The organism is Nannocystis pusilla (genome assembly GCF_020073745.1).
GTDB classification, from domain to species: Bacteria; Myxococcota_A; Polyangia; order Nannocystales; family Nannocystaceae; genus Nannocystis; species Nannocystis radixulma.
Genome location: NZ_JAIRAU010000027.1, coordinates 52,013 through 77,500, shown reverse-complemented (window position 1 = coordinate 77,500; position 25,488 = coordinate 52,013). Strand labels below are relative to the sequence as shown.

Genomic DNA, 25,488 nt, shown 5'->3' with positions numbered 1-25,488 from the left:
TCGCCGCCCTCCCCTCGCGGGTCGATTTTCGCCGGCCCGGTCCCCCGGGCCGGAGAAGATCTCCCGGACGGGCGGCCGACCGGCCTCAGGAGCCAACTTCGGCGCCGCGTTTGCGCCGCTTCTTCTTGCCCTGCGACTCGTCGAGCTTCCCGGCCTTGCGGGCATGCCGCACCATCGCCTCGATGAGCTCGATGACTTTCTCGTCGGCGGGCATCAGGTGGTGGTGGTACGCCGGGATCTCTCCCGGCGCCCAGGCGACGAACATCAACATGACGCGTCCGACCGCGTCGGCCGGAAGTTCCTCGGCGCCGCGCAGCACGAGCACCTGCGCAGGGGTCGTCTTGCGCGGCAGGCTACCGCGCAGGACGCGACCGAGGGAGACCTCCACGCGCTGCTGCGGCTGGCCGCCGAACAGCGTGCGGCTCCACACCTGTTCGACGCTCACCAGGGCGATGACATCGGCGTAACCGAGGCGCTGGCTGAAGCGCCGCTGGTCGAGGACATCTCCCGGCGCGCGCCCCGTCAACTCGACCGTCGACGGCGTGAAGCGGTCGTCGAAGAGTTGGTCGAGCCGGGTGTCCCATGCGCTCGCGCCTGCTGGTGCGCCGAGCTCGCCGCTTTGCGAGTGACGACACCCCGCGAACGCGAACCCCGACGCGAGCGACAGGCCGAGCGCGATGCTGGCCCAAGGGCCAGGTCTACGCGCTGCCCGACGAACGTCCATCGATGCGGAGAGTAACGTATGCTCACGCCCGTGCGCACCCCTCCCCGCTCCGGCCTCGGGCTCGCATTCGCCGCGCTGTGCGCCTGTGCCAGCGGGCCCCGCCCCTTCCCGCCGCCGGTTTCGGAGGTCCTGGCCCGCAACCAGGCCGCCGGCGATCCGCACGCCGGGCGCTTCGCCTACGAGGAGGCGGTCGCCGGCCTCCCGGAGGGCTCGCGCTTGTTCGCCGTCCTGACCACCGACGCCGGCGAGATCCGCTGCCAGCTCGACCCGAGCGAGGCGCCGATCGCGGTCGCCAGCTTCGTCGGCCTCGCGCGCGGGCTCCGGCCGTTCCAGGACGCTCCCGAGGGGCCCTGGCACACCGGGCCGTACTACGACGGCCTGCCGGTGCACCGCGTCCAGGACGGCGAATTCATCCAGACCGGTCGCCGCGGCAGCGGTCCGGGCTTCACCCTCCAGGACGAGATGTCCGCCGGACACGTGTTCGATCGCCCCGGCCTGCTCGCCCTCGCCAACTCCGGCGCGCCGCACAGCAGCGCCGCCGAGTTCTTCATCTCGAGCGCCCCGCTGAACCAGCTCAAGGGCAAGCACACCATCCTCGGCTCGTGCGACTCGGAGGACGTGGTCCGCGAGCTGGCGCGGCGGGCCCTCGCCAATCCCGCGAGTCCACCGGCGATCCAGACGGTCACGATTCGCCGCGAGCCATGACCCGCGATCTTCCTCACGGCTCTGTGACCGCCGATTCGCTGGCCTGGGCGCGCGGTCGTGGGAAAACCCTCGCCGTCCACGGACCTACGACCATGCCCGAGATCTCGCACGTCCGCATCCTCTCCCTCTCCTGCGCGCTGGCGCTGTCCGCCTGCGCCCCGGACGCCGGCAAGACCGACGCCGGCAAGGCCGCGCCGACCAAGACCGAGGCCAAGCAGCCCGACGCGAAGGCGCCGGAAGCGAAGGCCCCGGAGGCCAAGACTCCGGAGACCAAGCCGGCGCCGACCGAGCCGCCGCCGCCCGCGTCGAAGTTCAAGAAGGGTCAGCTGGCGCGCCCCGGCCTGTCCCCGGCCGAGGTGCTCGAATACAACAAGGCCCAGGGCGACCCGATGGGCGAGATCAGCCTCGAGCAGGCGCTCGCCGGCGACGAGGCGCTCGCCGACAAGTCGAAGGGCAAGCTGTTCGCCACCATCGACACCACGATGGGCCCCATCCGCTGCGAGCTGTTCGAGGAGCAGGCGCCGAAGACGGTCGCCAACTGGGTCGGCCTGGCCCGCGGCGTGCGGCCCTACTACGTCAAGAAGGAGGACGCCTGGAAGACCGGCAACTTCTACGACGGCACCCTGTTCCACCGCGTCATCCCCGGCTTCATGCTGCAGGGCGGCGACCCGCTCGGCTCGGGCAACGGCGGCCCCGGCTACCTCATCGTCGACGAGTTCGACAAGACCCTGCGCCACACCGGCCCCGGCATCCTGTCGATGGCCAACCGCGGGCCCAACACCGGCAGCTCGCAGTTCTTCGTCACCGTCGCGGCCACGCCGCACCTCGACGACAAGCACGCCGTGTTCGGCAAGTGCGACAGCAAGACGGCGATCGCCATCAGCAAGGTCAAGACCCGCGCCGACCGCCCGCTCGACGACGTGAAGATCAACAAGATCACGTTCGAGCGCGCCAAGAAGTGACCCGTCTTCAAGAACATGGCCGCTGAGACCTGTCCATTTCGACAGGTTTCGGCGGCCATGTCAATTCCGGCAGATCCCGACGCCGCGCCTCGCTCCGACGTCGGTTCACGAGTCGACGCTCCTCGCCGAGAGCGACGAAGCCGCCGAGACGACGGTCCCGGCGGCTCCTCGCTCCTTCGAGCCCGAGGCTCAGTGCGGCCCGTGCTCGCTCTCGTGGGTCGCGCGCTCCTTGCGGCGGCGCTCGTCGAGGTACTGCGCGACCGCCCGCCAGTCGGCGGGGCCGGCCACCAGCTCGCCGGACATGAACTTGCGGAACGGCGCGTTCGGGTGGTCTTCGGGCGGCATCGACAGCGCGACGCGGAGCACGTCGTCGATGGTGTCGGCGAGCTTGACCTCGAGCGCCTTGAGCACGTTCTTCGGCACGTCCTGGAGGTCCTTCTCGTTGTCGCGCGGGCAGATGACGGTCTTCATGCCGCCGCGGAAGGCCGCGAGCAGCTTGTCCTTGAGGCCGCCGATCGGGAGCACCTTGCCGCGCAGGTTGATCTCGCCGGTCATGGCCACGTCCTTGCGCACGGGCACCTGCAGCAGCGCGCTGACCAGCGAGGTGACGATCGTGACGCCGGCCGAGGGGCCGTCCTTGGGCACGGCGCCCTCGGGGAAGTGGACGTGGAAGTCGATGTGCTCGTAGAAGTCGGGCTCGAGGCCGAACGACAGCGAGCGCGAGCGGACGTAGGTGACGGCCGCCTGGGCCGACTCCTGCATCACCTCGCCGAGCTTGCCGGTGAGGGTGACCTTGCCCTTGCCGGCCGAGACCGTGACCTCCGCGGGCAGCAGGTCGCCGCCGAAGATGGTCACCGCCAGGCCGTTCGTCATGCCGATCTGGTCGTTGGTCTCGGCGACGTTGTAGCGGAACTTCTGCGGGCCCAGGAGGCGCTGGACGGTGCGCACGTCGACCTTGTACGCGCGCTTCTTCTTGCCCTCCTTGATGTACTCGCGGGCCAGCTTGCGGATCACCGAGCCGACCGCGCGCTCGAGGTTACGGACGCCGGCTTCCTTGGTGTAGTGGTGGATGAGCTCGCCGACCGCCTGGTCGGTGAACGTGACCTCGACCGTCGCCAGGCCGTTGGCCTCGAGCTGCTTCGGGATGAGGTACTGGCGGCAGATCTTGCCCTTCTCCTCGTCGGTGTAGCCCGTGAGCTCGATGATCTCCATGCGGTCCTGCAGCGGCAGCGGGATGGAGTGCAGCGAGTTCGCGGTGCACAGGAACAGCACGTCGGAGAGGTCGTAGTCGAGGTCGAGGAAGTGGTCGACGAAGGCCTGGTTCTGCTCGGGGTCGAGGACCTCGAGCATCGCCGCCGAGGGGTCGCCGCGGAAGTCCATCGAGATCTTGTCGATCTCGTCGAGCAGGAACACCGGGTTGTTCGAGCCGGCCTTGCGCAGGCCCTGGATGATCTTGCCCGGCATCGCGCCGATGTAGGTGCGCCGGTGGCCGCGGATCTCGGCCTCGTCGCGCACGCCGCCGAGCGACACGCGGACGAACTTGCGGTTGGTCGCCCGCGCCACGCTCTTCGCCAGCGACGTCTTGCCGACGCCGGGCGGGCCGACGAGACACAGGATCGGCCCCTTGAGCTTCGGCACCAGCGAGCGCACCGCGAGGTACTCGATGATGCGCTCCTTCGGCTTCTCGAGCCCGTAGTGGTCCTGGTCGAGGATCTTCTCCGCCTCGTCGACGTCGAGCTTCTCGACCGTGCGCTCGTCCCACGGCAGCGCCAGCACCGTGTCGATGTAGTTGCGCACGACCGTGGCCTCGGCGCTCATCGGGCTCATCATCTTGAGCTTGCGCAGCTCCTTCTTGAGCCGGTCGGTCGCCTCGGCCGACATCTTCTTGCGGCGCACCTTCTCCTCGAGCTCGGCGATCTCGTTCTTGAACTCGTCCTGCGAGCCGAGCTCCTTCTGGATCGCCTGCATCTGCTCGTTGAGGTAGTACTCCTTCTGGTTCTTCTCCATCTGCTTCTTGACGCGCGTCCGGATCTTCTTCTCCACCTGGAGAATCTCGATCTCGTTCTGCATCAGCTCGTAGAGCTTCTCCAGGCGCGCCCGGACCGACTCGGTCTCGAGCAGCTCTTGCTTGGCCGACAGCTTGAAGTTGACGTGCGCCGCGATCGTGTCGGCCATGCGCGACGGGTTGTCGATGCTCGCCACGCTCGCGGCCAGCTCGGGCGGCACGCGCTTGTTGAGCTTGACGTAATTCTCGAAGGTCGCCTGCACCGAGCGCATCAGCGCCGCCAGCTCGGGCTCCTCCTCGACGGTGACGGCGCTCGGCTCGATGACGTCGACCTCGACCAGGAAGTACTTGTCGTGGTCGAGGTAGCGGCCGATCTTCGCCCGGCTCTTGCCCTCGACCAGCACCTTGACCGTGCCGTCGGGCAAGCGGAGCAGCTGAATGATGCTGCCGATCGTGCCGAAGGTGTGGATGCCGTCGGGCCGGGGATCGTTGACCTTGGCCTTCTTCTGCGCGCAGAGCAGGATGCTCCGGTCGCTGGCCATGGCCTCTTCGAGGGCGTTGATCGACTTCTCGCGCCCGACGAAGAGCGGCACGACCTCGTGCGGGAAGACGATGAGCTCGCGGAGCGGGAGAAGCGGGATCTTGCGTGCCATGAAGGAGCCTGGCGGCAAACCTAGCATCCGGGCCAGGTGGGGTCAAACACCGCGCGTGCGCTGCCCCCCGCGGCACGGCTCGGCGCGACTCGAGACCGAAAAGTGTCTGTCTCCAACGAGTCCGATCGGTCAGGCGTTATTGTGAGGGGCCGCTCACCCTCGCGGCGCGATGAACCACCGCCACAGCCGCGCGAGCGCAGCGCCGACGAGCACACCCCAGGGCAGACCGGGCGCACCCGTGACGGCCAGCGCCAGCGCCACGACCTCGACGCGGACGTCGCTGTGCGACCAGCGGGGCAGCTGCGCGCCGAGTCGCGCCGCGAACGCGTCGGCGCTCGGCAACTCGAACCGCGGTCGCTCGCCGCGCAACACGTCGCGCGCGTGTGCCAGCGACAGGAACGCCGCACCCGCGCCGAAGCCGAGCAGCACGAGCCCCGCGACGCTCGAGCGGCCCGCCTCGGCGACCAGCGCGTAGGTCAACGCGGACACGTAGGCCGCGTGCCCGAACGGCCGCACCGCGGGCGCGAGCCACTGCACGTCCGCCGCGCCCCCGCGCCCGCGGACCAGTCGCGCGAGCGCGGGCACCACGGCCGCGAGCTGCACCCCGATGCAGAGCAGCGCGGCCCCGAGGACGATCCCGAGCCGCCCACCGAGCAGAGCCGCGGGCCCGGCGAGCACCGCGGTCGTCGTGGCCGCGAGCTCGATCTGTCCCAGCGGACGACCGCCATCCGCGAGTCGATTCACGATCGCGCGCAGCCAGCCGCCCGCGCCCACGGCGCCCTCGTCTGCGCCGGCGTGATCGCTCCAGATCACCGCCTCGAGCCGCGCCCGGTCCTCGCCGTAGACGTAGCGCGCGAGGTCTTCGGGCCCGCGCTGCGGAGGCCACGGCAGCTGCTCCGCGATCGGCAGCTCGGCCGGCACGCTGGCGAGGTGCCCGGTGAACCACGCACTCGGACGTCCGAGAGCGTCGGCGAGCGAGTAGCCCTCGTCGCTCGCCGGCGGGCGCTCGACCAGCGCGCGCAGCAGCGTCTCGGCGATCACCGCGCTCTCGAACGCCAGCAGCGCCGGGGCCGCGATCGGCTCGCCCGACGACACGACTCTCGCGCCATGTACGATCGAACATGTCCCCGGGGCCATCAGCACGTCGGCGAAGCCGGCGCGGCGAGCGGCGTCGGCGAGGCGGGTCGCGGTGGTGGTGCCGAGGACCGGGCGGGCGAGGTCGACGCGGGCCTCGCCGTCGGGCATCAGCACGAGCACGGGCGGGCTCACGACGTCATCACCGCCGCGAGGTCGGCCAGCTGCAGCCCGGCGAGCCCGGGGACCACGCGGTGGGCGGCGTGCTGGCGCTGGTGCCCGGGGTGGTCGGGCGGCGGGTTGGCCGCCGCGGTCGCCAGCACCCGCATGCCGGCGGCGAGCCCCGCCGCGATCCCGGCCTCGCTGTCCTCGACCACCAGGCAGCGCTCCGGCGCCGCCCCCAGCCGGCGGGCGGCCGTCGCGTAGCCCTCCGGCGAGGGCTTGCCGTGGACCACGTCCTCGGCGCCGAGGTAAAACCGCAGCAGCTCCGCCACCTCGAGCTCCGCCAGCGCCTGCACGATCTCCGCCCGCGCCGAGCCGCTCACAATCGCCACCGGGATCCCGGCGGCGTGCGCCAAAAAGACCAGCTCGCGCGCGCCCTCGAGGACGGGAAGCCTCAGCCCCGCGGCGAACATCGCGTCCTTGGCGGCCGTGGTGCCGGCCAGCACCTCGGCCAGGGAGGCGCCCAGGCGCGCTTCCAGCCGCAGCTCGGCGTAGATCTCCTGCCAGGCGTGGCCGATCACGAACAGCCGTTCGGCCTCGGAGAGCTCCAGCCCGCGACCTGCGCAGAAGCGGACCAGCCCCTCGGTATGGATGTGTTCGCTCCGGATGAGGGTCCCGTCGAGGTCGAGGAGCAGCGCTTGCGGCAGGCCGATCATGCCGCGACAGGCTAACCGACCTCCGGCCCTGATACACTGTCGCTCTAGATGCCCGAGCCTGGCGAAGAACGGTGCCTTCCCGCCCTCGCAGCGGCCCTGCGGAGCCTCCTGCTCCCCGGTGCCGGTGCTGCCGAGCGGGCGCTCGCGGCCTTCGCCGATCCGCTGGGGCTCGATTTCGGGGCCTTCCTCGAGCCCAGCGGCCTCGGCTTCGCCCCGCGCGGCGTGTGGATGCGCGAGCGCGGCGCCCCGCGCGGCGACGAACTGCGATTGCCCCCGCGCTGGCTCGAGGCGTTCGCCGAGGGCCGGGTCGTCAGCGCCCCGGCGGGCGAGGTCTCGCCGCCCGAGCTCAAGCCGCTGCGGCTGTTCGGCGCGCCCGCGCTGCTGGCCGCCCCGGCGCGCGGCGACGGGCTCGTCGGCGTGCTGCTGTTCGCCGCCTTCGGCCAGCGCTTCACCTGGTCCGAAGGACATGCCCATGCGGCCAGCGCTCTGGCCGCCGCCCTCGCCGCCGCCCTCGTCCGCATCGACGAGACCGCGGCCGTCCTCGACCACCTGCCGCAGCGGATCGCCTGGAAGGACAGCCGCCTGCGCTACCGCGGCTGCAACCGCGCCTTCGCCCGCGCCGCCGGCCTCACCAGCGCGCAGCTGGCCGGGCGCAGCGATCGCTAGCTGGTCCTCCGCCCCGAGCTGTGTGACGGCGGCGACGTCGCGCGCCGCCACGAGCGCGAGGTGCTGCAGGGCGGTCGCCCGCAGATCGCCCGCATCGAGGCGACCCAGGTCGCGGCCGGGCGCGAGCAGTGGCTCGCCGTCAGCCGGATCCCGCTGACCGGCAGCGACGGCAAGCCCTCGGGCGTGATCGTCGTCAGCGAGGACATCAGCGATCGCTTGCAGGCCGCGTCCCTGCTGCGCCACGCCGAGCGCACCGGCGCGGTCGCCCGCCTGGCCGCGGCGATGACCGCCGACCTCCAGACCCCGCTGTCGGAGATCGAGAACCTCGCCACCGACGACCGGATCCGCAGCGCCGCGCGCAACGCCAACGACCTGGTGCGCCAGCTCGCCGCGTTCGCGCGCCGCCAGCTCGCCGATCCGATCGACGTCGCGCCCGCCTCGCTGATCTCCCGCATGGGCAGTCTGCTCGGGCGCGTGCTCGGCGACGGCCTCGCGCTCGACCTCCCGGTCGAGGGCCTGCGCAGCGCCGTCCGCGTCGACCCGCGCCAGCTCGAGCTGATGGTCGTCGCCATCGTGCGACATGTCCGCGGGTACATGCCCCAAGGTTCCAAGCTGGCGATCGACGTCGCCCCGCAGACCCTCGGCCTCGAGCGCTCGCTCGGCTTCGGCCTGCCCGCCGGCGAGTACGTGCGGATCCGCTTCCTCGCCTACCCCGTCGAGGGCGGCGCCGACATGAACGAGGCCCTGCGGGCCCGCCTGGTCCTCGCGCAGGCGATCGCCCGCCACGGCGGCGGCGCCCTCCGCTTCCAGCGCGAGGGCGAGTCGAACTTCCGCAGCAACATCGACTCGCTGGCGATCGAGGTCGTGTTGCCGCGCGTGTTCAGCATCCCGCGCATGGTCGACCCGACCCCCGCGCCCGACACCCGCGGCGTCGAGTCGGTGCTCGTCCTCGACGACGACCTCCACCTGCGCGGGGCCGTCGCCGCCGCCCTGCGCCAGCTCGGCTACGCCGTCCAGCAGGCGGAGCACCTCGACGAGGCGCTGGCGGTGCAGCGCAACGTCCGCCCCCCGCTCGCGCTGGCGCTGATCTCCTCCGAGCTCGCGGCCGGCTCCGGCGAGGCCGCCCGCGCGCTGCAGAAGGTCCAACCCGAGCTGCGCGTGTTGGTCCTGTCGCGCCACCTCGGCGGCGAGGGCGTGGTCGTCGTCGGCAGCTTCGAGGCGCTCGCCGCCCGCGTCCGCCAGGCCCTCGACACCCGACCGGGCTGAAGCGGCCTGCCCGCGAGGACATGTCTACTCGGACATGTCTATGTGGACATGATCTTTCGCTCATGCCCGAATGGTCAGCCGTTCGCCGGCCGCGCCCGGCGCTCGCGCTCGCTGCCTCATGCCCCCGCGGCGCACCCACCTGGCCCTTCATCGCGTGTCCGATGGGACAGGCGCGCCCTCGCTGCGCCTCGCAGTCACATGTCCTCCGGGACATCTGTGCAGCGCGGCGCGGCCGCCCGCGCAACTCCGCCCGGTGTCCGCGCACGGGGTCTGCGCACCGGCATGCGCGCGCGACGTCGGCGCCGCAGTTCACCGCCGCGAGTCAGGCGCAATCCGGTCCGCATCGCCGGTCTACGCCCGAACAGCGCACAGCGGCCCCTGCGCGCCGTTGTGGGCCCGATCCGGTCCTGGAGATCTCCCCGCGTGCGGTGCTGGGGTGAGGCGCTTGAACAGCGTAACGAAGCGACGCAGCGGGCCTCCGGCGCGCGCGCCGCTGCGCGTGCACGCGGCGACATTTGGTATGTCTTGCCGCAGAAGCCGGTGATGACGACGCAGGGGCACACGGGGGTTCGCGTTGCCGTGGCGTGACCACTACCTCGCGGCGATGCACGACATCCGCCGGGGCCTCGGCGAGCAGGTCGACCTGCCCGCGCTGGTCGGCTCGATCTTGTGGCACGCCGAGCAATTCTTCGACGGCGGCGGCGCGGCCTTCTACCTCGCCCAGCCCGAGGGCCTGCGGGCCATCGCCGGCTCGAGCGCCGTGATCCGCTCGCTCGGCGAGAACATCGAGGGCGACACCGGCCCGGTCATGCAGGTGTGGCGCACCGGCCAGGCGCTGCTCGTGCCGCCCGACGAGGAGAGCTCGATCGGCCTGGCGCTGACGCCGGTCGAGACCCACGACCGTCGGCTCGGCGTCATGGTCGTCGGCGGCCTCACCGGCAGCGCCGCGGTCGACACCATGACCCTGGCCGAGATGACGCCGTTCTCCGGCCTCCTGGCCATCAGCGTCGTCAACGCCGGCCTCTACATCACCGCGCGGCAGGAGCTGGCCGAGCGCCGCAAGGCCGAGGCGGCGCTGCGCGAGAGCGAGGAGCGGTTCCGGACCCTGTTCGAGTACGCCCCGGACGCCATCCTCGTCGTCGACGCCGACACCGGCCTGTTCGTCGACCCCAACGCCAACGCCACCCGGCTGTACGGCCTCACGCGCGAGGAGCTGCTGCACGTCGGCCCCGGCACCATGAGCCCGCCCATCCAGCCCGACGGCCGCAACTCGATCGAGGGGGCGACCGAGCACGTGCAGGCGGCCCTGGCCGGCGAGGCGCCGGCGTTCGAGTGGGTCCACCGCAACAGCGCCGGCCACGACATCCCGTGCGAGGTCCGGCTGGTGCGCATGCCCGCGAGCGGCCGCAACCTCGTGCGCGCCAGCGTCACCGACATCACCGAGCGCAAGCGGGCGCAGCAGGCGCTGGCGGCCGCGAAGGAGGCCGCGGAGGCCGCCAACACCGCCAAGGGCACCTTCCTCGCCAACATGAGCCACGAGATCCGCACGCCGATGAACGCCATCATCGGCATGACCGGGCTCCTGCTCGACACTCCGCTGAGCGCCGAGCAGCGCGACTTCGTCGACACCCTGCGCTCGAGCTGCGAGTCGCTGCTCACCATCATCAACGACATCCTCGACTTCTCGAAGATCGAGGCCAACAAGCTCGAGCTCGAGAGCGAGGCCTTCAGCCTGCAGGAGTTCATCGAGGGCGTCGTCGACCTCGTGGCCGCCAGCAAGCTCGGCGACAAGCCGCTCAACATCGCCGTCTCGATCGCCGCCGACGTCCCGCGGCGGCTCGTCACCGACTCGACCCGCCTGCGGCAGATCCTCCTCAACCTCCTCAGCAACGCCGTCAAGTTCACCGCCTACGGCGACATCAGCCTCGAGGTCAGCGTCCGCGGCGTGCGGCGCCCCGGCGACGGCGCCCCGCGCTACGGCCTCCTGTTCGCCGTCGAGGACACCGGCATCGGCATCCGCGCCGACCGCATGGATCGCCTGTTCCAGAGCTTCAGCCAGCTCGACAGCTCGACCACCCGCCGCTTCGGCGGCACCGGCCTCGGGCTGGCGATCAGCAAGCGCCTGGCCGAGATGCTCGGCGGCACCATGTGGGCCGTCAGCGAGGTCGACCGCGGCTCCACCTTCTACTTCACCATCGACGCCGCCAGCGAGCCGACCCCGAAGGCCGTCGTCGCCGACCACGACGGCCGCTTCCGCGGCAAGCAGCTGCTCATCGTCGACGCCAGCGAGCCGCAGCGGCGCCTGCTGTCCGGCCACGCCCACTCGTGGGGCCTGCAGACGCTCACCTTCGCCAGCGCCGCCGACGCGCTCGCCGGCCTGCGCGAGGTCGCCGTCGACGTCGCCGTCGTCGACACCCTCCTGCCCGACCCCCGCCACCGCGAGCTGCTCCAGGCGCTGCGCAGCGCCCAGGTCCCGGTGGTCCTGCTCGCGCCGATGGCGAGGCGGTCCTATGGGACAGGTCTCGAAGAACATGACGCATTGGTCAGCAAGCCGATCAAGGGCGCCTCGCTGCTGGCCGCCCTGGCCGCCGTGCTCGGCGACGCCGACGCCCAGCCGAGCCCGCGGATCGAGCTCGGCGCGTCGGAGTTCGACCCGACCCTGGCCGAGCGGCTGCCGCTGCGGATCCTCGTCGCCGAGGACAACGCCACCAACCAGAAGCTCATGCTGCTGATGCTCGAGCGGTTCGGCTACCGGGCCGACTGCGCCTTCCACGGCATCGAGGCGCTCGACGCCGTCGGCCGCCACGCCTACGACATCATCCTCATGGACGTGCAGATGCCGGAGATGGACGGCCTCGAGGCGACGCGGCTGATCCGGCGCGGCGGCGGGCCGCAGCCGCGGATCGTCGCCATGACCGCCAACGCCATGGACAGCGACCGCCAGGCCTGCCTCGCCGCCGGCATGGACGACTACGTCAGCAAGCCGGTGCAGATCCGCGAGCTGCGGGCCGCGCTCGAGCGGACGCGGCGGCCGATCGAGGTCCCGCCCCCGCCGCCGACGCTCGACCCGTCCCTGATCGCCACGAGCGCCGAGATCGAGCGCGAGGCGACGGCCGGCTACCGCCAGCTGCGCGACCTCCTCGGGGCGGCCACGGCCGACGAGATCGCCGCGTTGTTCCTGCGCGAGGCCGACGAGCTGATGGCCCGCCTGCGCGTCGCCATCGCCGACGGCGACCACGACGGCGTGCGAGAGGCCGCGCACAGCCTCAAGGGCAGCTCCGGCGGCCTGCGGCTGATGAGCATCCACGCCATCGCCGCCGCGCTCGAGGCCAAGAGCCGCGCCGGCGACCTGCTGGCCGCGCCGGTGCTGTTCGGCGAGCTCGAGCGGCAGTACGGCGTCGTCTACGACCACCTCGCCGTGCGCCCGGCCTGACGCGCCCCGACTCACGACGGCCCGCCCCGGAGCGCCCGCGCGCTCCTGCTATACCTGCGGCGCCCGCATGCAACGCGCCCTCCGCAGCCCCAAGGCGAACGCCCCTGCCGTCCCCGAGATGAAGGTCTGCGGCGTCAACGCCTGCCAGGCGATCGCCGCCCGTCGCCCCGACGACGTCCGCCGCGTCTACATCCACCCCTCGCGCCTGCCCGCCTTCGGCCCCTTCCTCAAGCGCTGCGCCGAGCGCCGGATCGCCTACCACGTCGTCGAGGACGACGAGCTCGAGCGGATCACCCAGTCGGTCCACCACGAGGGCGTGTGCTTCATCGCCCGCGAGCGCCCGCCGATCGGCCTGCAAACCGCCCTGAACCGCCGCGACCCCACGCGCCCGCGCTGCCTCCTCTACCTCGGCGGCGTCGGCAACCCGCACAACCTCGGCGCCATCGTCCGCGTGTGCGCCCACTTCGACGTCGACGCCGTCCTCGCCGGCGGCCTCGAGTCGCACGTCTCCCCGGCGATGCTGCGCACCGCCGAGGGCGGCGGCGAGTTCGTCGACGTCGTCCCCGTCGCCGACGGCACGGGCCCGCTCGTCGCCGCGCGGCGGGCCGGCTACCGCCTGATCGCCACCGCCGCCCGCGGCAAGCGCTCGCTGTACGGCGCCCCGCTGCCGCCGCGCGCCGTCATCATGCTCGGCGCCGAGGCCGACGGCCTCGCACCTGCCCTCTTGAACATGGCCGACGAGACCGTCCAGATCCCCGGCACCGGCGCGCTCGACAGCCTCAACGTCGCCTGCGCCGCCGCCGTCGTGCTCGGCGAGTTCTGGCGCTGCCACCGCGCCGCGGAGTGAACGTGGCCAGCCACCCGGTCCTGACCGACGCCGTCCTCGACGCCGCGCTCGGGCCCGAGGCCGAACCTGACCTCAAGGCCAGCTCTCCGCCGTTCTTCCGCCGCCCGCTGTTCGAGCGGCTGACCCGCGCCCACTGGGCCAGCCCCTACCTCCTCTGGGCCGCGCCGATCGCCGCCTGCCTGGCTCTCGGCGCCCGCGCCCACGACCTCCCCCGCCTCGCGCTGCTGGTCGCCGGCGGCTGGCTGGTGTGGACCTTCGTCGAGTACTGGCTGCACCGCGGCTTCTTCCACCTCGCCCCCACCACCCCGGCGCGCCGCGTCACCTCCTTCATCGTCCACCGCCACCACCACGTCGCCCCCAACGACCGCGACCGCCTGGTCGCCACCCCGCTCCACAGCGGCGGTCTGGCCCTGCTCCTGCTCGGCGTCTACACCGTCGCCGCCGGCCCCGCCGCCCGCTGGCCGCTGCTGGCCGGCAGCCTCGTCGGCTACCTCTTCTACGAGCTCGCCCACCTGCGCGCCCACCACGGCCGCCCGCGCACCGCCCTCGGCCGGGCCCTCCGCCGCCGTCACCTGCGCCACCACTTCACCGACCGCGGCGCCGACTTCGGCATCTCCAGCCCGCTGTGGGACCTGGTCTTTCGTACCTATTCCAAAAGACCTGCCGCCAAGGACATGTAGCATCACACATGTCCTCCGGGACATGCCCCCGACTGCAGGCCATCAGGGTCCCGACCGCAGCAGCGTCAGCTCGGGCTGATCGGCCGCCCCGGCGAGCACGTCGGCCTTGCCGTCGCCGTCGACGTCGCCGCTGGCCAGCAGCGCCGGCGCCGCCTCGCCGGGCAGCGGATGGCTCTGCACGCACGTCCCGCCGGCGACGAAGATCACCCGCATCGCCGCCGACGAGCCGGTCACCAGGTCGCCCGCGCCGTCGCCGTCGACGTCGGCCACGGGCCCCAGCTGAACCGGCCCCTCGACCCGCAGCGTGGGGCTCGCCTGTGCCAGCGACCAGATCGTCAGCAGGTCGAACCCCGGCGCCCAGTGCCCGACGACGTCCGGCGCGCCGTCACCGTCGACCTCGCCGACGACGAGGCTCGTCGGCGGCTCGTCGCTGGTGAGCCCGATCTGCTGGACCGGTTCGAGACCCAGGCCCGGCACCAGCTCGAACACGCCGAGCTGCTGCTCGCCCGCGCCGGCCGTCACCAGGTCGGCCCGCGTCGCCTCGCCGCCCACCGCGCCCACCGCCGCCGCGAACGTCACCCCGCTCAGCGCCGGCGCGCCGAGCGTCTCGCCGAAGCCGCCCATCCCGTCGCCGAGGCGCAGCGCGATCGGCTGGCTCGGGTCGTCGCTGCGCGTCAGCAGGTCGGGCGCGCCGTCGCCGTCGAAGTCGCCGGTCCACAGGTGCGTCGGGTTCGTGCCGATCGACTCCTTCACCGGCGCCGCGAACACCGCGTCCTCGCCGAACACCAGGCTGAGCTCTCCCACCGGGGAGTGCTGCGTGATCGCCAGGTCCGGCGAGCCGTTGCCGTCGAAGTCGGCGATCGCCAGCCGCTGCGACCCGGGCCCCAGCTCGGTCGGGATCAGCTGTCCTGGCGCGAACTCGCCGAGCCCGTCGCCGAGCATCACCTCGACCTGCCCCGTGTCCGGCAGCACCGCCACCAGGTCGAGCGCCGCGTCGCCGTCGAGGTCCGCCAGCGCCACCGCCGACGGGCTGCCCTGCAGCGGGATCGCCGACAGCATCAACGGCTGGCGCTCGCACACCGGGATCGGGTCGATCAGCTGACACCACCCCGGCTCCGCCTCGCAGAAATAGCCGTCGTCGCACTCGTCGTCGGCGTAGCACTCGTAGCCCTGGCAGCGCAGCTCGAGCTCGCCCTGCGGGTTCGGCACCACCCCGCAGCAGCCGATCGCGTCGTAGCACTCGCCCTCCACGCAATATTCGCAGAACCCCCCGCAATCGGCGTCGGACTGGCACTCCGGCGGCGGCCCGGAAGTGCCCGTGGTCTCGCTCGTCGAGGTCGTCGGACCCGTCGTCACCGGCTCGGTCGGATCTCCCGTCGTCGCCGACGTCGCCGTCGACGTCTGCTCGCCCGCGGTCTCGCTCTCCGGGGGTAGAGGACCACACGCCGACACCCACAGCCCTGCCGTCATCCACCGGAGTCGCGCCTGCATCCGTGCGAGCTTCGCACATTCGTCGCGGTCGATCACCCCCCGAGAGCCGTGCTCACATTTGGCAGGGATTGTGGCCGCGCAGACGAGAGCGCGTTCGCTGCTGGCTCCGCCGGCCAGAGTTTGCATACCCTACGATGGGCCCGCGATCGGGCCGAAGGAACGCATGAAGACCACGACTCTATGGTGCACGATGATCCTGGGCGCGTGCGCGCTCGCCTGTGACGTCTCCGACGACTCCGCCCGCGGTGAGGACCAAGACGTCCTCGTCGCCGGTGACGACGCGTGGGACCTGTGCGAGATGGACGACGACGCCTGCATCGACGACTTCGCGGCCGACCCCGGCTTCAGCCACGGCCGCTGCGGCGTCCACCCGACCGCCTTCGAGGTCGCGGCGATGGAAGCCGACTTCCTGTATCGCTTCGCCGCCGGGCCGATGCCGTCCGACGCCACCCCGCGCGCGGCCATTCCGGTGTGGTTCCACGTGATCCGCAACAACAGCGGCGTCGGCAACGTGACCGACGCGCAGATCAACCAGCAGATCAACCTCCTCAACTCGACCTACGCATCGGCCGGCTTCTCGTTCGCCCTGGCCGGCGTCGACCGGACCAACAACACCAGCTGGTACGGCATGGGTGCTTCGGCCGAGACCCAGGCCAAGAAAGCCCTGCGCAAGGGCGGCAAGGAGACCCTCAACATCTACACCGCCAACCCCGGCGGCGGCCTGCTCGGCTGGGCCACCTTCCCCTCGTCGTACGCCGGCAACCCGACGTACGACGGCGTCGTGCTGCTGAACGAGAGCCTCCCCGGCGGCAAGGCGGCGCCCTACAACCTCGGCATGACCGGCGTGCACGAGGTCGGCCACTGGATGGGCCTCTATCACACGTTCCAGGGCGGTTGCGCCAAGCAGGGCGATCTCGTCGACGACACCCCGGCCGAGAAGTCGGCCGCGTTCGGCTGCCCCGAGGGTCGCAACACCTGCCCGGCCGCCGGCGTCGACCCGATCCACAACTACATGGATTACACCGACGATGCTTGCATGAACAACTTTACGGCCGGCCAGGCCGCGCGCATGAAGGCCCAGATGACGGCCTATCGCTGAAACCTCGGCCCAGGCGAGCCCGACGCGTTCCGTGAGGCCTGTGGCCCTCAGAATCAGCGCCTCGGGCCCGCGCTCCGAGCCACCATTGGGCCCCGCACGGGGCCTTTCTCGCGACGGCGCCTGACCTCGCATTTCGGCCTCGTCATGCGGCCGGGTGTTGAAACGCGGGGGCCACCTGTGGTTCCGTGAGCCGGTCGGAGATTGTGTGATGTCGCATCGTAGCCTTGAGCTCCTCTGTACTTGTTCGCTCCTCCTCACCGCCTGCGGCGACGCAGGCGGCGGCACAGGCGGCGTGTCTGCCACCACCAACGTGACGACCGCCAACCCCGTCACGGCCACGACCACCGCAACTGCCACTGCCGGCAGCGAGAACACCTCCGGCGACAGCGGCACCGAGTCGAACGGCACCGAGCCGACCACCGGCGCTCCGACCACCGGCACGACCGCGCCGGTCGACACCACCGGGTCGGAGTCCACCGGCACCTCGACCACGACGACCACCGTCGGCCCGGACACCACCACCGGCACCACCACCAACAGCAGCGACGACACCACCTCGACGTCGATCGGCGAGACCACCGACGGCACCACCGGCGAGTGCGCCGCCGTCAGCGAGACGGCGACGAACAAGAAGCAGCCGGCCGACATCATCTTCGTCATCGACAACTCCGGATCGATGGACATGGAGATCGCCAGCGTGCAGGCGAACATGAACCAGTTCTCGGCGAAGATCATCGCCAGCGGCATCGACGTGCACGTCATCGTCATCTCCGACAACAGCATCTGCGTCGGCGCCCCGCTCGGCTCCGGCAACTGTCCGGCCGACAGCAAGCCGCCGACCTACACCCGCATCAATCAGGGCGTCAGCAGCAGCAACGCGCTCCAGCTGGCGATCAGCACCTACCCGCAATACGCCGACAAGCTGCGGCCCGACGCCGCCACCCACGTCGTCGTCGTCACCGACGACAACTCGAGCATGAGCGCCAACGCCTTCGACACCCAGTTCAAGGCGCTGGACCCCGGCTTCGCCGATTACAAGCTGCACGCGATCTGCGGCGCCAACGACTCCGACGACTTCCTGTGGTGCATCCAGAACGCGGCCTGCTGCGCCTTCACGGCCGAGGCCGGCGACGTCTACCTCGACCTCATCGCCAACACCGGCGGCAAGTGGGGCGACCTGTGCCTGCAGAACTTCACCCCGGTGTTCGACGAGCTCTCGACCCAGGTCATCATGGGCGCCACCCTCGCCTGCGAGTGGGCCATCCCCGCGCCGATGGGCGAGCCGATCGACTTCGACAAGGTCAACGTCGAGTTCGACGACGGCACGCCCGAGACCTTCGGCAAGGTCCCGAGCCCGGCCGAGTGCGCCAACGTCGGCGACGGCTGGTACTACGACGACGAGCAGAACCCGGGCAAGATCTTCGTCTGCCCGCAGACCTGCACCAAGATCCAGGGCGTCGAGGACGCCAAGATCAACATCAAGTTCGGCTGCGAGACGATCATCGCCCAGTGACGTGCTAACGCTTGGGGCATGGCGTTCCGCGACCAGCACAGCGAGCCCGGCCCCGCCGTCGACCCGTTCGATCGCTTCCAGACGCTGTTCGCCGCCCTCCAGGCCCGCGGCGGCGACCCGGACTCGCTGCGCCTCGTCGCCATCAGCTTGCTCGGCATGCCCGGCGAGCCCGACGACATCGTCGAGCGCGTGCGCGCCTGCGACCGCGAGCTCGCGCCCCGGTTCGGCTGGTGGAGCAGCACCGCCAGCGACACCCGGCACGTGCTCGCCTCGCAGCTCGTCAAGGCGGGCGACCGGGCCGACGCCTTCGTCGCCGAGGTCGACCGCGTCGGTCAGCTGTTCCGCGCCGTCGGCGTGCGCCGCGGCGGCGTCTACGAGACCCTCGCCGTGCTCGTGCTGCGCCGCACTCTCGGCGGCGCCCCGGCCCTGCGCCGCCACGTCGAGCGCTTCGCCGCGATCTACGCCGAGATGAAGCGCCACCACTGGTGGCTGACCGGTCCCGAGGACTTCCCCGCCTGCGCCATGCTGGTCGGCGTCCCCGGCGATCCCGTCGCCATCGGCGCCGGCATCGAGGCCATCTACCGCGCGCTGCACGAGCGCGCCGCGCTGTGGCCCGGCGACGCCTTGCAGACGGCCGCCAACATCCTCTACCTCGGCGGCCTCGACGCGCTCGAGATCGCCGAGCGCTTCGCCCTCATCGTCCGCCAGTTCCGCGCCGCCGGGGCCAAGATCGGCCAGCAGGAGTACGACGACCTCGCCATCCTCTGCTTCCTCGCGCTCCCGGTCGAGCGGCTCGTCGCCACCGTGATCGCCATCCGCGATCGTCTGACCGCGAAGCGCTGGTGGTCGCGCCGCGGCAATTTGGGGCTCGCCACCAACCTCGCGTTCGTCCACCTCGTCGGCGAGGACGGCGCTCTCGGCCCGCTCGCCGACGCCAAGCTCCTGCTCGACATCCAGGCCCTCGTGGCCGCGCGTCAGTCCGGCTAGCGCCGCGCTCGACGATCCCGCAGACGTCCCGCGTTCCGCTCGCCTCCGCCGGCGCCGCGCGCTGCGTTCGCCCCGATTCGCCTCGCGCCGGCTCTGGCATCCTGGCGGAACGAGCCACGCCTTGCTCGAAATGGCCCCGCCGATCCCTCGCGTTGACAGTCACGGCCGCGGCCGACACCCTCGCCTCATGGCCGAGGAGTCCAACGCGCTCGTGCCCGCCGAGGCCGCGCGCCCCCCCGATCCTTACGAGAAGCGCTACATGGCCGGCGAGGGCACCGTCCTCTACCGCGACAAGCACCGCGCTCCCTGGCAGCTGCACGCCATCTTCGCCGCCGCGATGGCGCTCCACGTCAGCCTCGCCCTCCTCGCCGGCGGCGCGGCGGCTGGTGCGATCGGCATCGCCACCGGCGCCCCGCTGCTCGCGCTCGTGTGGATCCTGTTCGCCGTCCTCCGCGTCACCGTGTCCGAGGGCCACGTCAACGTCCAGTACGGCCTGTTCGGGCCCAGGATCCCGATCGCCGCCATCGAGCACGCCGAGGTCATCCAGTACGACTGGAAGGACTTCGGCGGCTGGGGCATCCGCTACTCGCGGCACGGCGAGTGGATGTACAACATGCCCGGCGACGGCGGCCGCGCGGTGCGGATCGTCTGGCACGACGCACGCGGCAAGCGTCGCGTCACCTGCGTCGGCAGCCCGCACGCCGACGAGCTCCTGCGGCAGATCGGCCACGCCCGCAAGGCCCTGCCCGCCGCCGCGGCTCGGACCGCGCTCAAGCCGGGCGACCCGTGACGAACGCCCCCGGCCAGCCGCCGTGGCCCGCGATCAGCCGATCGACGCGCTCCATCACCGCGATCGTCGCCTGCAGCGCCGCCACCACCGTCCGGTAGTGCGCCACGTCCTCGGCCGCCAGCGCCCGCCCGCGCCGCGCCTTGAGCCACTTCTCGCACGGCGCGTAGCCCCCGACCTCGAAGCCCCACACCGCCGCGGGCACCCCGGCGAACCCGCGGGACCTGCGGCGATCGATCCACACATGTCCCCCGGACCAGCTGACCGCCTCGATCGGACCTTCGATCGCACCTGTCCATTCGGCCAGCCCCGCGATCGGCCGCGCCGCCTCGAGCAGGTGCAGCCCGACCAGCTCGGCCCCGAGCGCCGCCAACCCGCGCAGCAACGCCGGGCTCGCCGCGATCGGCACGCGCGCGAAGTCGACGCGGATCGCCGCGTCGTAGCGCGCGCGGTACGTCGCGCTGTGCACCACTGCGAACACGTAGTGCAGCAGCGCCTCCGGTTCGAGCTCGAGCCCCGTCGCCGCGCGCACGGCCGCCGCGAACTCCGGCCGCACGTTGGCCGCCCGCGCCCCCGCGGCGTCGACCACGTACAGCGGCGCGAGGAAGTCCTGCCCGCGGTTGCCGAGGTAGAACGTCCCGTGGCAGATCGGCTCGCGCGTGACCCCGAAGTGCGACACCGACCGGCCGACGATCTGCCGGTTGTAGATCAGCCCGAGGTTGCCGCCGGCGAGCATGTGACGCATCACCGCCACCCGCGGCCGGCCCAGGAACCCGCCTGACCGTTCGGACATGTACGTCCAGCGCCAGTCGAACGGCCTGTAGAGGATCCGGCGCACCCGCTCCGGCGCCGGCCCGAGCGCGCGCAGCTCGGCCTGGGCCGCCGCCAGCGACCACGCCCCGTCCTCGCCCAGCGCCAGCGCCTCCCGCGCCTCCGCCTCGCTCGCGCGCGCCAGCATCTCGACCCGCGCGCGCACCTCCCCCGCCGTGAAGCCGACGCACACCGGGTCGTTCTTGCTCTGGATCCCCGAGCTGTGGACCGCGAAGATCCGCGGCAGCGGCCACCACCCCGCGTACTCCGCGGCCGTCGCCTCACAAGTCTCTTCGGACATGTCCCAGCGGTAATACGGCTCCGCCGGCGCCTGCGGCCGCAGCCGCGCCGTCAGGCGCGAGGGCTCGGCGAGCAGCGCCAGCTTGTCGGCCCGACTGCCGCGCAGCGAGCAGCCGGAGTGACCGACCCCGCCGCCGCGGCACAGCCACGCGACCGCCACCCCCTGGGTGATGGCGAACACGTTCTCGTCGACCACGTCGCCGCGGACATCGCCGTGGAGGTCGACGATCGCGCGCCACGGGAACGTCGCCTGCAGGCTGGCCCGCAGCCCGCGCTTGGCGATCCCCACCAGCAGGTCGCGGTTGATCACCAGCCCGACCGCCGCGCGCGGCACCTGCTCGGCCAGCCACTCGGCCAGCCGCAGGAACTTCCACTCGTCGCGCAGCAGGTCGCTCTTCGTCTCGCCGAGCCCCGACCGCCAGCGCCGCAGCTCCGCCACCAGCCACGCCGGCGCCGACGACGACGACGCGTACGGCGGGTTGCCGACCACCACCGTGAACCGCCGGGCCGGCGCCTCCGCCAGCGCGTCGCGCCGCACCAGCCCGATCTGCTCCTCGCCGCTCGGCGCGTAGCCGCTGCGGATCAGCGCGTCCGCCAGCCGCAGCCGCGCCACCACCAGCGGCGCCAGCATCGGCTCGTACGCGTGCAGCCGCGGCAGCAGGTGCGCCGGCACGTACGCCTGCCAGCGCCGCAGCACCTCCGGCGCGTCCCACGAGGTCCCGAGCTCGCGGCACCAGCGGTCCTTCATCGTCCGCTCGATCACCCGCACGCACGCCAGCACGAACGCCCCCGTCCCGCACGCGAAGTCGAGGATCGCCACGAACGGCTCGCTCGCCGCCACGCCCGCGGGCGCGCCGCCGACCACCTCGGCCCACGTCTCCGTGGCCGCCAGCCCGTCGGCGAGCCCCAGCTGCGCGCGCAGCATGTCGTCGACGCCCGCGACGATCGCCGTCACCAGCGCGCGCGGCGTGTAGAACACCCCGCGACGCCGCCGCTCGCCCGGATCGAGGGCCGCCAGCAGCGGCTCGAAGAACGCCTCTGCCGGCTCCTCTCCGCCCCTCGGCAGCTCCAGCGCGTCGAGCCGGCCCGCCAGCCCCGCCAGCGTGTCGGCCAGCGGTCCCTCCTCGACACCGATCTGCCCCCGCAGCCCCGCGGCCCGCACCAGCGAGCGGGCGGTCACCAGCGTAGCCCCGTCACATGACCTTTCAGACAGCCCACGCGCGACGAACAGCGCCGCCACCAGCGCCTGCGCCCGCGCCTCGACCTCGCCGGGTTCGACCTGCCGCGCCAGCAGCGGCCGGAGCGCCCGCACCTCGGCCGCGAGCAGCTCCACGAGCGCGCCGGCCCCCTCGCTCGCGCGCGCTCGCCTCGGCACGCGCGCGAGTCTATCCGAACCTGTCCCGGCGGACAATCAGCGCCGCGAATCACCGCATGTCCGTCCGGACGCGCCCGGCGCCGTCACATGTCCCTTCAGACACATCAGGACGCCGACCAGCCATCTCCGTTCGGATCCTCCATCACGTGTCCCTTCAGACATCCGCGCTCCGACCAGCCGTCTCCGTTCAAACCCTCCGTCACATGTCCCTTCAGCCACGCCCGCGCTCCGCGCCCTCACATGTCCCTTCGGACACCCCCGCGCTGCGCGCCATCCCATATCCCTTCAGACACGCCCGCGGGCCCCGCGGCTCACGGCCCGTGCACGCGCCGGATCTCGACCCCGTCGCGCAGGTCGGCCACCGAATCGTACCTCGAGGACAGGTTTAAAAAGACATATCGCTTGTGGGTCCGCGGCGCGCCGAAGATCACCGGGCAGGCCTGGCGCTGGCCGCCGGCGAAGAACCCCTCCTCGTCGCGGTCGTGGCCATGGATCACCAGCGACACCGGCACCGCGCTGGCGGACACCCGCGCCAGCAAGCGGGCCGTGACCTCGTCGCGCTGGCCATAGCTGCCGAGGAACGTCGCCAGCAGGTGGCGGCGGTACGGGTCGTTGTCGCGCGGCTGCAGGCGGACCCCGTCGAGGTCGTCGAACTGCTGCAGCCGGTCGTCCGGGCTGCCGTGGGCCAGCAGCACCCCGCACGGGGCCGCGACCGCCAGCAGCGCCGGCTCGAACAGCGCCCGCAGGTCTGCCAGCTGCGCCGGCGTGCAGCGCTGCTCGAGCGCCGCGACCTCGTCGGCGTGGAACTTGGCGGTGCGCGGCCCGCCGACGTGGCCGTGGTCATGGTTGCCGAGCACGTAGTGGATCCGGCCCGGGTACGCGCGCTGCAGCTCGAGGATCGCCGCCACGATCTCGGCGGACATGTCCGAATAGTCATACAGCTCGGGCCGGCGCCCGCGCGCCTCCTCGCTGGGCCCGTGCACGGTGTCGCCGAGGATCGCCCAGTGCGTCGCCGGCTCGGCCGTGACGGCCGCGAGGAAATGCTCGCGCAGCGCCACGAAGTCGTCCCAGCAGCCGTGGAGATCGGTGCTGACGATCAGCGCGCCGCGCGACGGGAGGATCACGGTCCTGCGCACCACCATCGCGGCCAGGATACACGACGCGCCGCCGCTGCGACCCGGCGCGGGTCCGCGCCCGCGCCCGTGCGACGCACCGCCGCAGCCTGCGTGCACGAGCGGGCCCACGACCCCACGGTGCTGTTCTGCGACCTCGTGACTCCACCCGCGACGTCGACGTCGCGCGGCGGTCCACCCCGCGCGACGACGTCCGGCGCTGCCCCGCAGCGTGACCTCGATCCGTTCGCCCGACCGCGAGCCTTCCGTCGCGAGCCTTCCGTCCATCGCAGCGGCCTCGTCCGACCAGGAGCGCCGCTTGTGCGCGGTCGCGGCCGCACGCTATCCTCCGCGCCGTGCGAGGCGCGTCGCGGTTCGTGTCGTGCGTGGTGCTGTTCGGCCTCGGCGCCGCCGCCGGGTGCTTCCGCGAGGACTTCATGCTCGGCGCCGTGTGTGGCAACGACGTCCAGTGCGGCGAGGATCAGTGCTGCTCGGGCAAGCGTTGCCGGCCGTCCCCCGAGGGCTGCGATCGCGGCGCCGGCATCGACACCGCCTACGACGAAGCATACCGGTCCTGCCACGACGACGACGAGTGCATCAAGCTCGGCATGCCGCACTGCGTGCGCCTCGAAGGCGTCAAGGACGGCTTCTGCGCCGACCTGTGTCAGGGCGTCGAGGAGAACTGCGAGATGCACCCCGAGTCATCGAGCCGCACCTGCATCGAGCTCGACGGCCAGCGCCACTGCGCCCTGCTGTGCTGTAGCGCCGGCTGTGATCCCGACACCGGCCAGTCGCTGTGCCCGGGCCAGACGGACTGCCCCGATCCGTGCCCGGGCAAGATGGAGTGCCTCGACAACGTGTGCGTGCCGAAGGACGGGTCGTGATCGGCCCCCCCGCACGACGGCCTCGCAGCGGCTCTGCGCCGGCCGTCGCGTGCCCTCCGCTCGACCTCGCCGCCCGCGACCTCGCGCGCCCCCTCGCGACGCCCCCTCGCCCCGCCGACACCGATCGCGACGTCATCGCCACGCACCTCGAGCTCGCCGCTCGCGACCTCGCGCCTGCGGCGAACCCCTTGCCGCCCCGCGACGCGCTCGCGCGCTCGGCCGTCACCGTGCTCCCCGCATCGCTCCCCGCCCTCGTCCCCGGTCGCACGCGCCTCGTCGCCGCCGGCCTCGCGTTCATCCTGTCCTGCGAGACAGGTGTCGTCCACGCCGCTCCCTCCCCGCGCGACCTGGCCTATGAGCAAGCCGTGCAGGCCGAGGAGGCCGGCGACCACGCCCGCGCCGCCGCCGAGTACGCCCGCGCCTACCAGCTCACGCCCGCCGGCGAGAGCGGCCCGCGCCTGCTGTTCCTGCGCCAGAGCGTCGCCGCGCGCCTGCGGGCCCGCGACGGCGGCGGCGAGCCGCGCGAGCACCTGTGCCAGGCGCGCGCCCTCCTGCGCGACCACCTCGCCGGCGCCGGCGACGGCACCCTCGCCGGCGAGCGGGCCAGCCTCGCGCGCGTCGAGCAGGACCTCGGCGGCATCGACTGCGACGTCCCGGCCGCGAACCCACCTGTCCCCACGGACAGCTCGACGGCTCCCCCCGACACCCCCACCGCCGACCCACCTGTCCCTTCGGACACCTCCGACCCGATTCCGCGATCCCCTGCGCCGGCCGTCCAGCGACCTGTCCCCACGGACATGCCCCAGCCCCCCACGACCCCCGACGGTCGCTCGCCGCGCCTGGTCCGCGGCCTCCGGATCGCCGGCCTCACCAGCCTCGCCATCGGCGTCGCCGCCCTCGTGCCGATGAGCGTCGGGATCGGCCTCGCCCGCGCCCGTACGCGCGAGGGACGGTCCCTGTGCTGGAGCATGGCGGAGGCCTGCGACTTCAGCAATCCGAAGATCGTAGACATCCTGAGTGACGGCCGCGACTACGAACAAATGGTCAAGATCACCGCCCCGCTGGTCGGCGTCGGCTTCATGGCCGGCATCATCCTGCTGAGCCTCGCCATGACCGGCCGCGCCCGTCCGCCCGTCACCGCCGCCCCGCGGCTCGGCGGAGGCACCCTCGGCTTCGGGCTCCAGGGCCGCTTCTGACGGTCCGCGCGGCCCGCGTGCTAGACTCGCCCGCCGCAGGC

At 72.4% G+C, this 25,488-nt stretch carries 20 protein-coding genes; 13 read left to right on the top strand and 7 right to left on the bottom strand.

The annotated features are described in order from the left end of the window. Nucleotides 1–85: 85 nt before the first annotated feature. Nucleotides 86–724 (bottom strand): hypothetical protein, encoded by a 639-nt coding sequence (locus K7C98_RS19225; RefSeq protein WP_224193146.1) that lies wholly within the window; start codon nucleotides 722–724, stop codon nucleotides 86–88. A 30-nt stretch (nucleotides 725–754) separates the two neighbouring features. Between K7C98_RS19225 and K7C98_RS19220 the strand changes: the two genes are divergently transcribed. Together K7C98_RS19220 and K7C98_RS19215 are read left to right on the top strand one after the other, a co-directional pair. Then, nucleotides 755–1,429, top strand: coding sequence for a peptidylprolyl isomerase (locus K7C98_RS19220; protein WP_224193145.1), 675 nt, complete (start codon nucleotides 755–757; stop codon nucleotides 1,427–1,429). Nucleotides 1,430–1,521: 92 nt separating this feature from the next. Continuing rightward, complete coding sequence (locus tag K7C98_RS19215; RefSeq protein ID WP_224193144.1) at nucleotides 1,522–2,391, top strand: peptidylprolyl isomerase; 870 nt, start codon at nucleotides 1,522–1,524, stop codon at nucleotides 2,389–2,391. A 189-nt stretch (nucleotides 2,392–2,580) separates the two neighbouring features. Here K7C98_RS19215 and lon read toward each other — a convergent pair whose 3' ends face one another. From lon to K7C98_RS19200, 3 genes are all read right to left on the bottom strand, one after another. Further along, the gene (gene lon, locus K7C98_RS19210; protein WP_224193143.1) at nucleotides 2,581–5,049 is read right to left on the bottom strand and encodes an endopeptidase La; all 2,469 of its coding nucleotides are present in this window, start codon (nucleotides 5,047–5,049) and stop codon (nucleotides 2,581–2,583) included. Nucleotides 5,050–5,202: 153 nt separating this feature from the next. Continuing rightward, nucleotides 5,203–6,318, bottom strand: coding sequence for a hypothetical protein (locus K7C98_RS19205; protein WP_224193142.1), 1,116 nt, complete (start codon nucleotides 6,316–6,318; stop codon nucleotides 5,203–5,205). Then, the gene (locus K7C98_RS19200; protein ID WP_224193141.1) at nucleotides 6,315–7,001 is read right to left on the bottom strand and encodes an HAD family hydrolase; all 687 of its coding nucleotides are present in this window, start codon (nucleotides 6,999–7,001) and stop codon (nucleotides 6,315–6,317) included. The genes K7C98_RS19205 and K7C98_RS19200 overlap by 4 nt, the downstream gene beginning before the upstream one ends. 48 nt (nucleotides 7,002–7,049) lie before the next feature. On the opposite strand from K7C98_RS19200, the gene K7C98_RS19195 reads away from it, so the two are divergent. From K7C98_RS19195 to K7C98_RS44885, 5 genes are all read left to right on the top strand, one after another. Beyond that, entirely contained in the window at nucleotides 7,050–7,667 is a 618-nt protein-coding gene (locus K7C98_RS19195; RefSeq protein ID WP_224193140.1) for a GAF domain-containing protein, read from the top strand. Beyond that, nucleotides 7,668–8,933 carry a PAS domain-containing protein gene (locus tag K7C98_RS19190; RefSeq protein WP_346660295.1) on the top strand — a complete coding sequence of 422 codons (1,266 nt, stop codon included), beginning with the start codon at nucleotides 7,668–7,670 and terminating at the stop codon, nucleotides 8,931–8,933. It abuts the gene before it with no gap. Nucleotides 8,934–9,537: 604 nt separating this feature from the next. Further along, entirely contained in the window at nucleotides 9,538–12,366 is a 2,829-nt protein-coding gene (locus K7C98_RS19185) for a response regulator (RefSeq protein ID WP_224193139.1), read from the top strand. Nucleotides 12,367–12,433: 67 nt separating this feature from the next. Next, complete coding sequence (locus K7C98_RS19180) at nucleotides 12,434–13,213, top strand: TrmH family RNA methyltransferase (RefSeq protein WP_224193138.1); 780 nt, start codon at nucleotides 12,434–12,436, stop codon at nucleotides 13,211–13,213. Nucleotides 13,214–13,215: 2 nt separating this feature from the next. Further along, nucleotides 13,216–13,893: a sterol desaturase family protein gene (locus tag K7C98_RS44885; RefSeq protein ID WP_224193137.1), complete on the top strand. Its 678-nt coding sequence runs from the start codon at nucleotides 13,216–13,218 to the stop codon at nucleotides 13,891–13,893. Between the two features lie 42 nt (nucleotides 13,894–13,935). Here K7C98_RS44885 and K7C98_RS19170 read toward each other — a convergent pair whose 3' ends face one another. Beyond that, nucleotides 13,936–15,384, bottom strand: a complete 1,449-nt coding sequence (locus tag K7C98_RS19170) for an FG-GAP repeat domain-containing protein (RefSeq protein ID WP_224193136.1) — start codon at nucleotides 15,382–15,384, stop codon at nucleotides 13,936–13,938. Nucleotides 15,385–15,547: 163 nt separating this feature from the next. On the opposite strand from K7C98_RS19170, the gene K7C98_RS19165 reads away from it, so the two are divergent. The 4 genes from K7C98_RS19165 (at nucleotide 15,548) to K7C98_RS19150 (ending at nucleotide 19,773) form a co-directional block, all read left to right on the top strand. Continuing rightward, entirely contained in the window at nucleotides 15,548–16,483 is a 936-nt protein-coding gene (locus tag K7C98_RS19165; RefSeq protein WP_224193135.1) for a zinc metalloprotease, read from the top strand. A gap of 208 nt (nucleotides 16,484–16,691) precedes the next feature. Next, nucleotides 16,692–17,996 (top strand): vWA domain-containing protein, encoded by a 1,305-nt coding sequence (locus K7C98_RS19160; protein ID WP_224193134.1) that lies wholly within the window; start codon nucleotides 16,692–16,694, stop codon nucleotides 17,994–17,996. An 18-nt stretch (nucleotides 17,997–18,014) separates the two neighbouring features. Beyond that, entirely contained in the window at nucleotides 18,015–18,983 is a 969-nt protein-coding gene (locus K7C98_RS19155; protein WP_224193133.1) for a DUF4003 family protein, read from the top strand. A 187-nt stretch (nucleotides 18,984–19,170) separates the two neighbouring features. Beyond that, complete coding sequence (locus K7C98_RS19150; RefSeq protein ID WP_224193132.1) at nucleotides 19,171–19,773, top strand: hypothetical protein; 603 nt, start codon at nucleotides 19,171–19,173, stop codon at nucleotides 19,771–19,773. Here the strand turns inward: K7C98_RS19150 and K7C98_RS44880 are convergent. Next, nucleotides 19,754–22,255 carry a type ISP restriction/modification enzyme gene (locus K7C98_RS44880; RefSeq protein WP_224193131.1) on the bottom strand — a complete coding sequence of 834 codons (2,502 nt, stop codon included), beginning with the start codon at nucleotides 22,253–22,255 and terminating at the stop codon, nucleotides 19,754–19,756. The two genes, K7C98_RS19150 and K7C98_RS44880, sit on opposite strands and share 20 nt — an antisense overlap. 311 nt (nucleotides 22,256–22,566) lie before the next feature. Then, nucleotides 22,567–23,397 (bottom strand): metallophosphoesterase, encoded by an 831-nt coding sequence (locus K7C98_RS19140; protein ID WP_224193130.1) that lies wholly within the window; start codon nucleotides 23,395–23,397, stop codon nucleotides 22,567–22,569. A 326-nt stretch (nucleotides 23,398–23,723) separates the two neighbouring features. Here K7C98_RS19140 and K7C98_RS19135 point away from each other — a divergent pair, with 326 nt between their 5' ends. Both K7C98_RS19135 and K7C98_RS19130 read left to right on the top strand, forming a co-directional pair. Further along, nucleotides 23,724–24,251: a hypothetical protein gene (locus K7C98_RS19135; RefSeq protein WP_224193129.1), complete on the top strand. Its 528-nt coding sequence runs from the start codon at nucleotides 23,724–23,726 to the stop codon at nucleotides 24,249–24,251. Beyond that, nucleotides 24,248–25,447 carry a hypothetical protein gene (locus tag K7C98_RS19130; protein ID WP_224193128.1) on the top strand — a complete coding sequence of 400 codons (1,200 nt, stop codon included), beginning with the start codon at nucleotides 24,248–24,250 and terminating at the stop codon, nucleotides 25,445–25,447. Before K7C98_RS19135 ends, K7C98_RS19130 begins: the two co-directional genes overlap by 4 nt. The last annotated feature ends 41 nt before the right edge of the window (nucleotides 25,448–25,488 follow it).

What these genes read in the sequence shown, in the direction of transcription:
- K7C98_RS19215 (WP_224193144.1), top strand. Translation starts at nt 1,522, where the DNA reads ATGCCCGAGATCTCGCACGTCCGCATCCTCTCCCTCTCCTGCGCGCTG.
- K7C98_RS19225 (WP_224193146.1), bottom strand. Translation starts at nt 724, where the DNA reads ATGGACGTTCGTCGGGCAGCGCGTAGACCTGGCCCTTGGGCCAGCATC.
- K7C98_RS19200 (WP_224193141.1), bottom strand. Translation starts at nt 7,001, where the DNA reads ATGATCGGCCTGCCGCAAGCGCTGCTCCTCGACCTCGACGGGACCCTC.
- K7C98_RS19180 (WP_224193138.1), top strand. Translation starts at nt 12,434, where the DNA reads ATGCAACGCGCCCTCCGCAGCCCCAAGGCGAACGCCCCTGCCGTCCCC.
- K7C98_RS19170 (WP_224193136.1), bottom strand. Translation starts at nt 15,384, where the DNA reads ATGCAGGCGCGACTCCGGTGGATGACGGCAGGGCTGTGGGTGTCGGCG.
- K7C98_RS19140 (WP_224193130.1), bottom strand. Translation starts at nt 23,397, where the DNA reads ATGGTGGTGCGCAGGACCGTGATCCTCCCGTCGCGCGGCGCGCTGATC.
- K7C98_RS19155 (WP_224193133.1), top strand. Translation starts at nt 18,015, where the DNA reads ATGGCGTTCCGCGACCAGCACAGCGAGCCCGGCCCCGCCGTCGACCCG.
- K7C98_RS19165 (WP_224193135.1), top strand. Translation starts at nt 15,548, where the DNA reads ATGAAGACCACGACTCTATGGTGCACGATGATCCTGGGCGCGTGCGCG.
- K7C98_RS19150 (WP_224193132.1), top strand. Translation starts at nt 19,171, where the DNA reads ATGGCCGAGGAGTCCAACGCGCTCGTGCCCGCCGAGGCCGCGCGCCCC.
- K7C98_RS19195 (WP_224193140.1), top strand. Translation starts at nt 7,050, where the DNA reads ATGCCCGAGCCTGGCGAAGAACGGTGCCTTCCCGCCCTCGCAGCGGCC.
- lon (WP_224193143.1), bottom strand. Translation starts at nt 5,049, where the DNA reads ATGGCACGCAAGATCCCGCTTCTCCCGCTCCGCGAGCTCATCGTCTTC.
- K7C98_RS19185 (WP_224193139.1), top strand. Translation starts at nt 9,538, where the DNA reads ATGCACGACATCCGCCGGGGCCTCGGCGAGCAGGTCGACCTGCCCGCG.
- K7C98_RS19160 (WP_224193134.1), top strand. Translation starts at nt 16,692, where the DNA reads ATGTCGCATCGTAGCCTTGAGCTCCTCTGTACTTGTTCGCTCCTCCTC.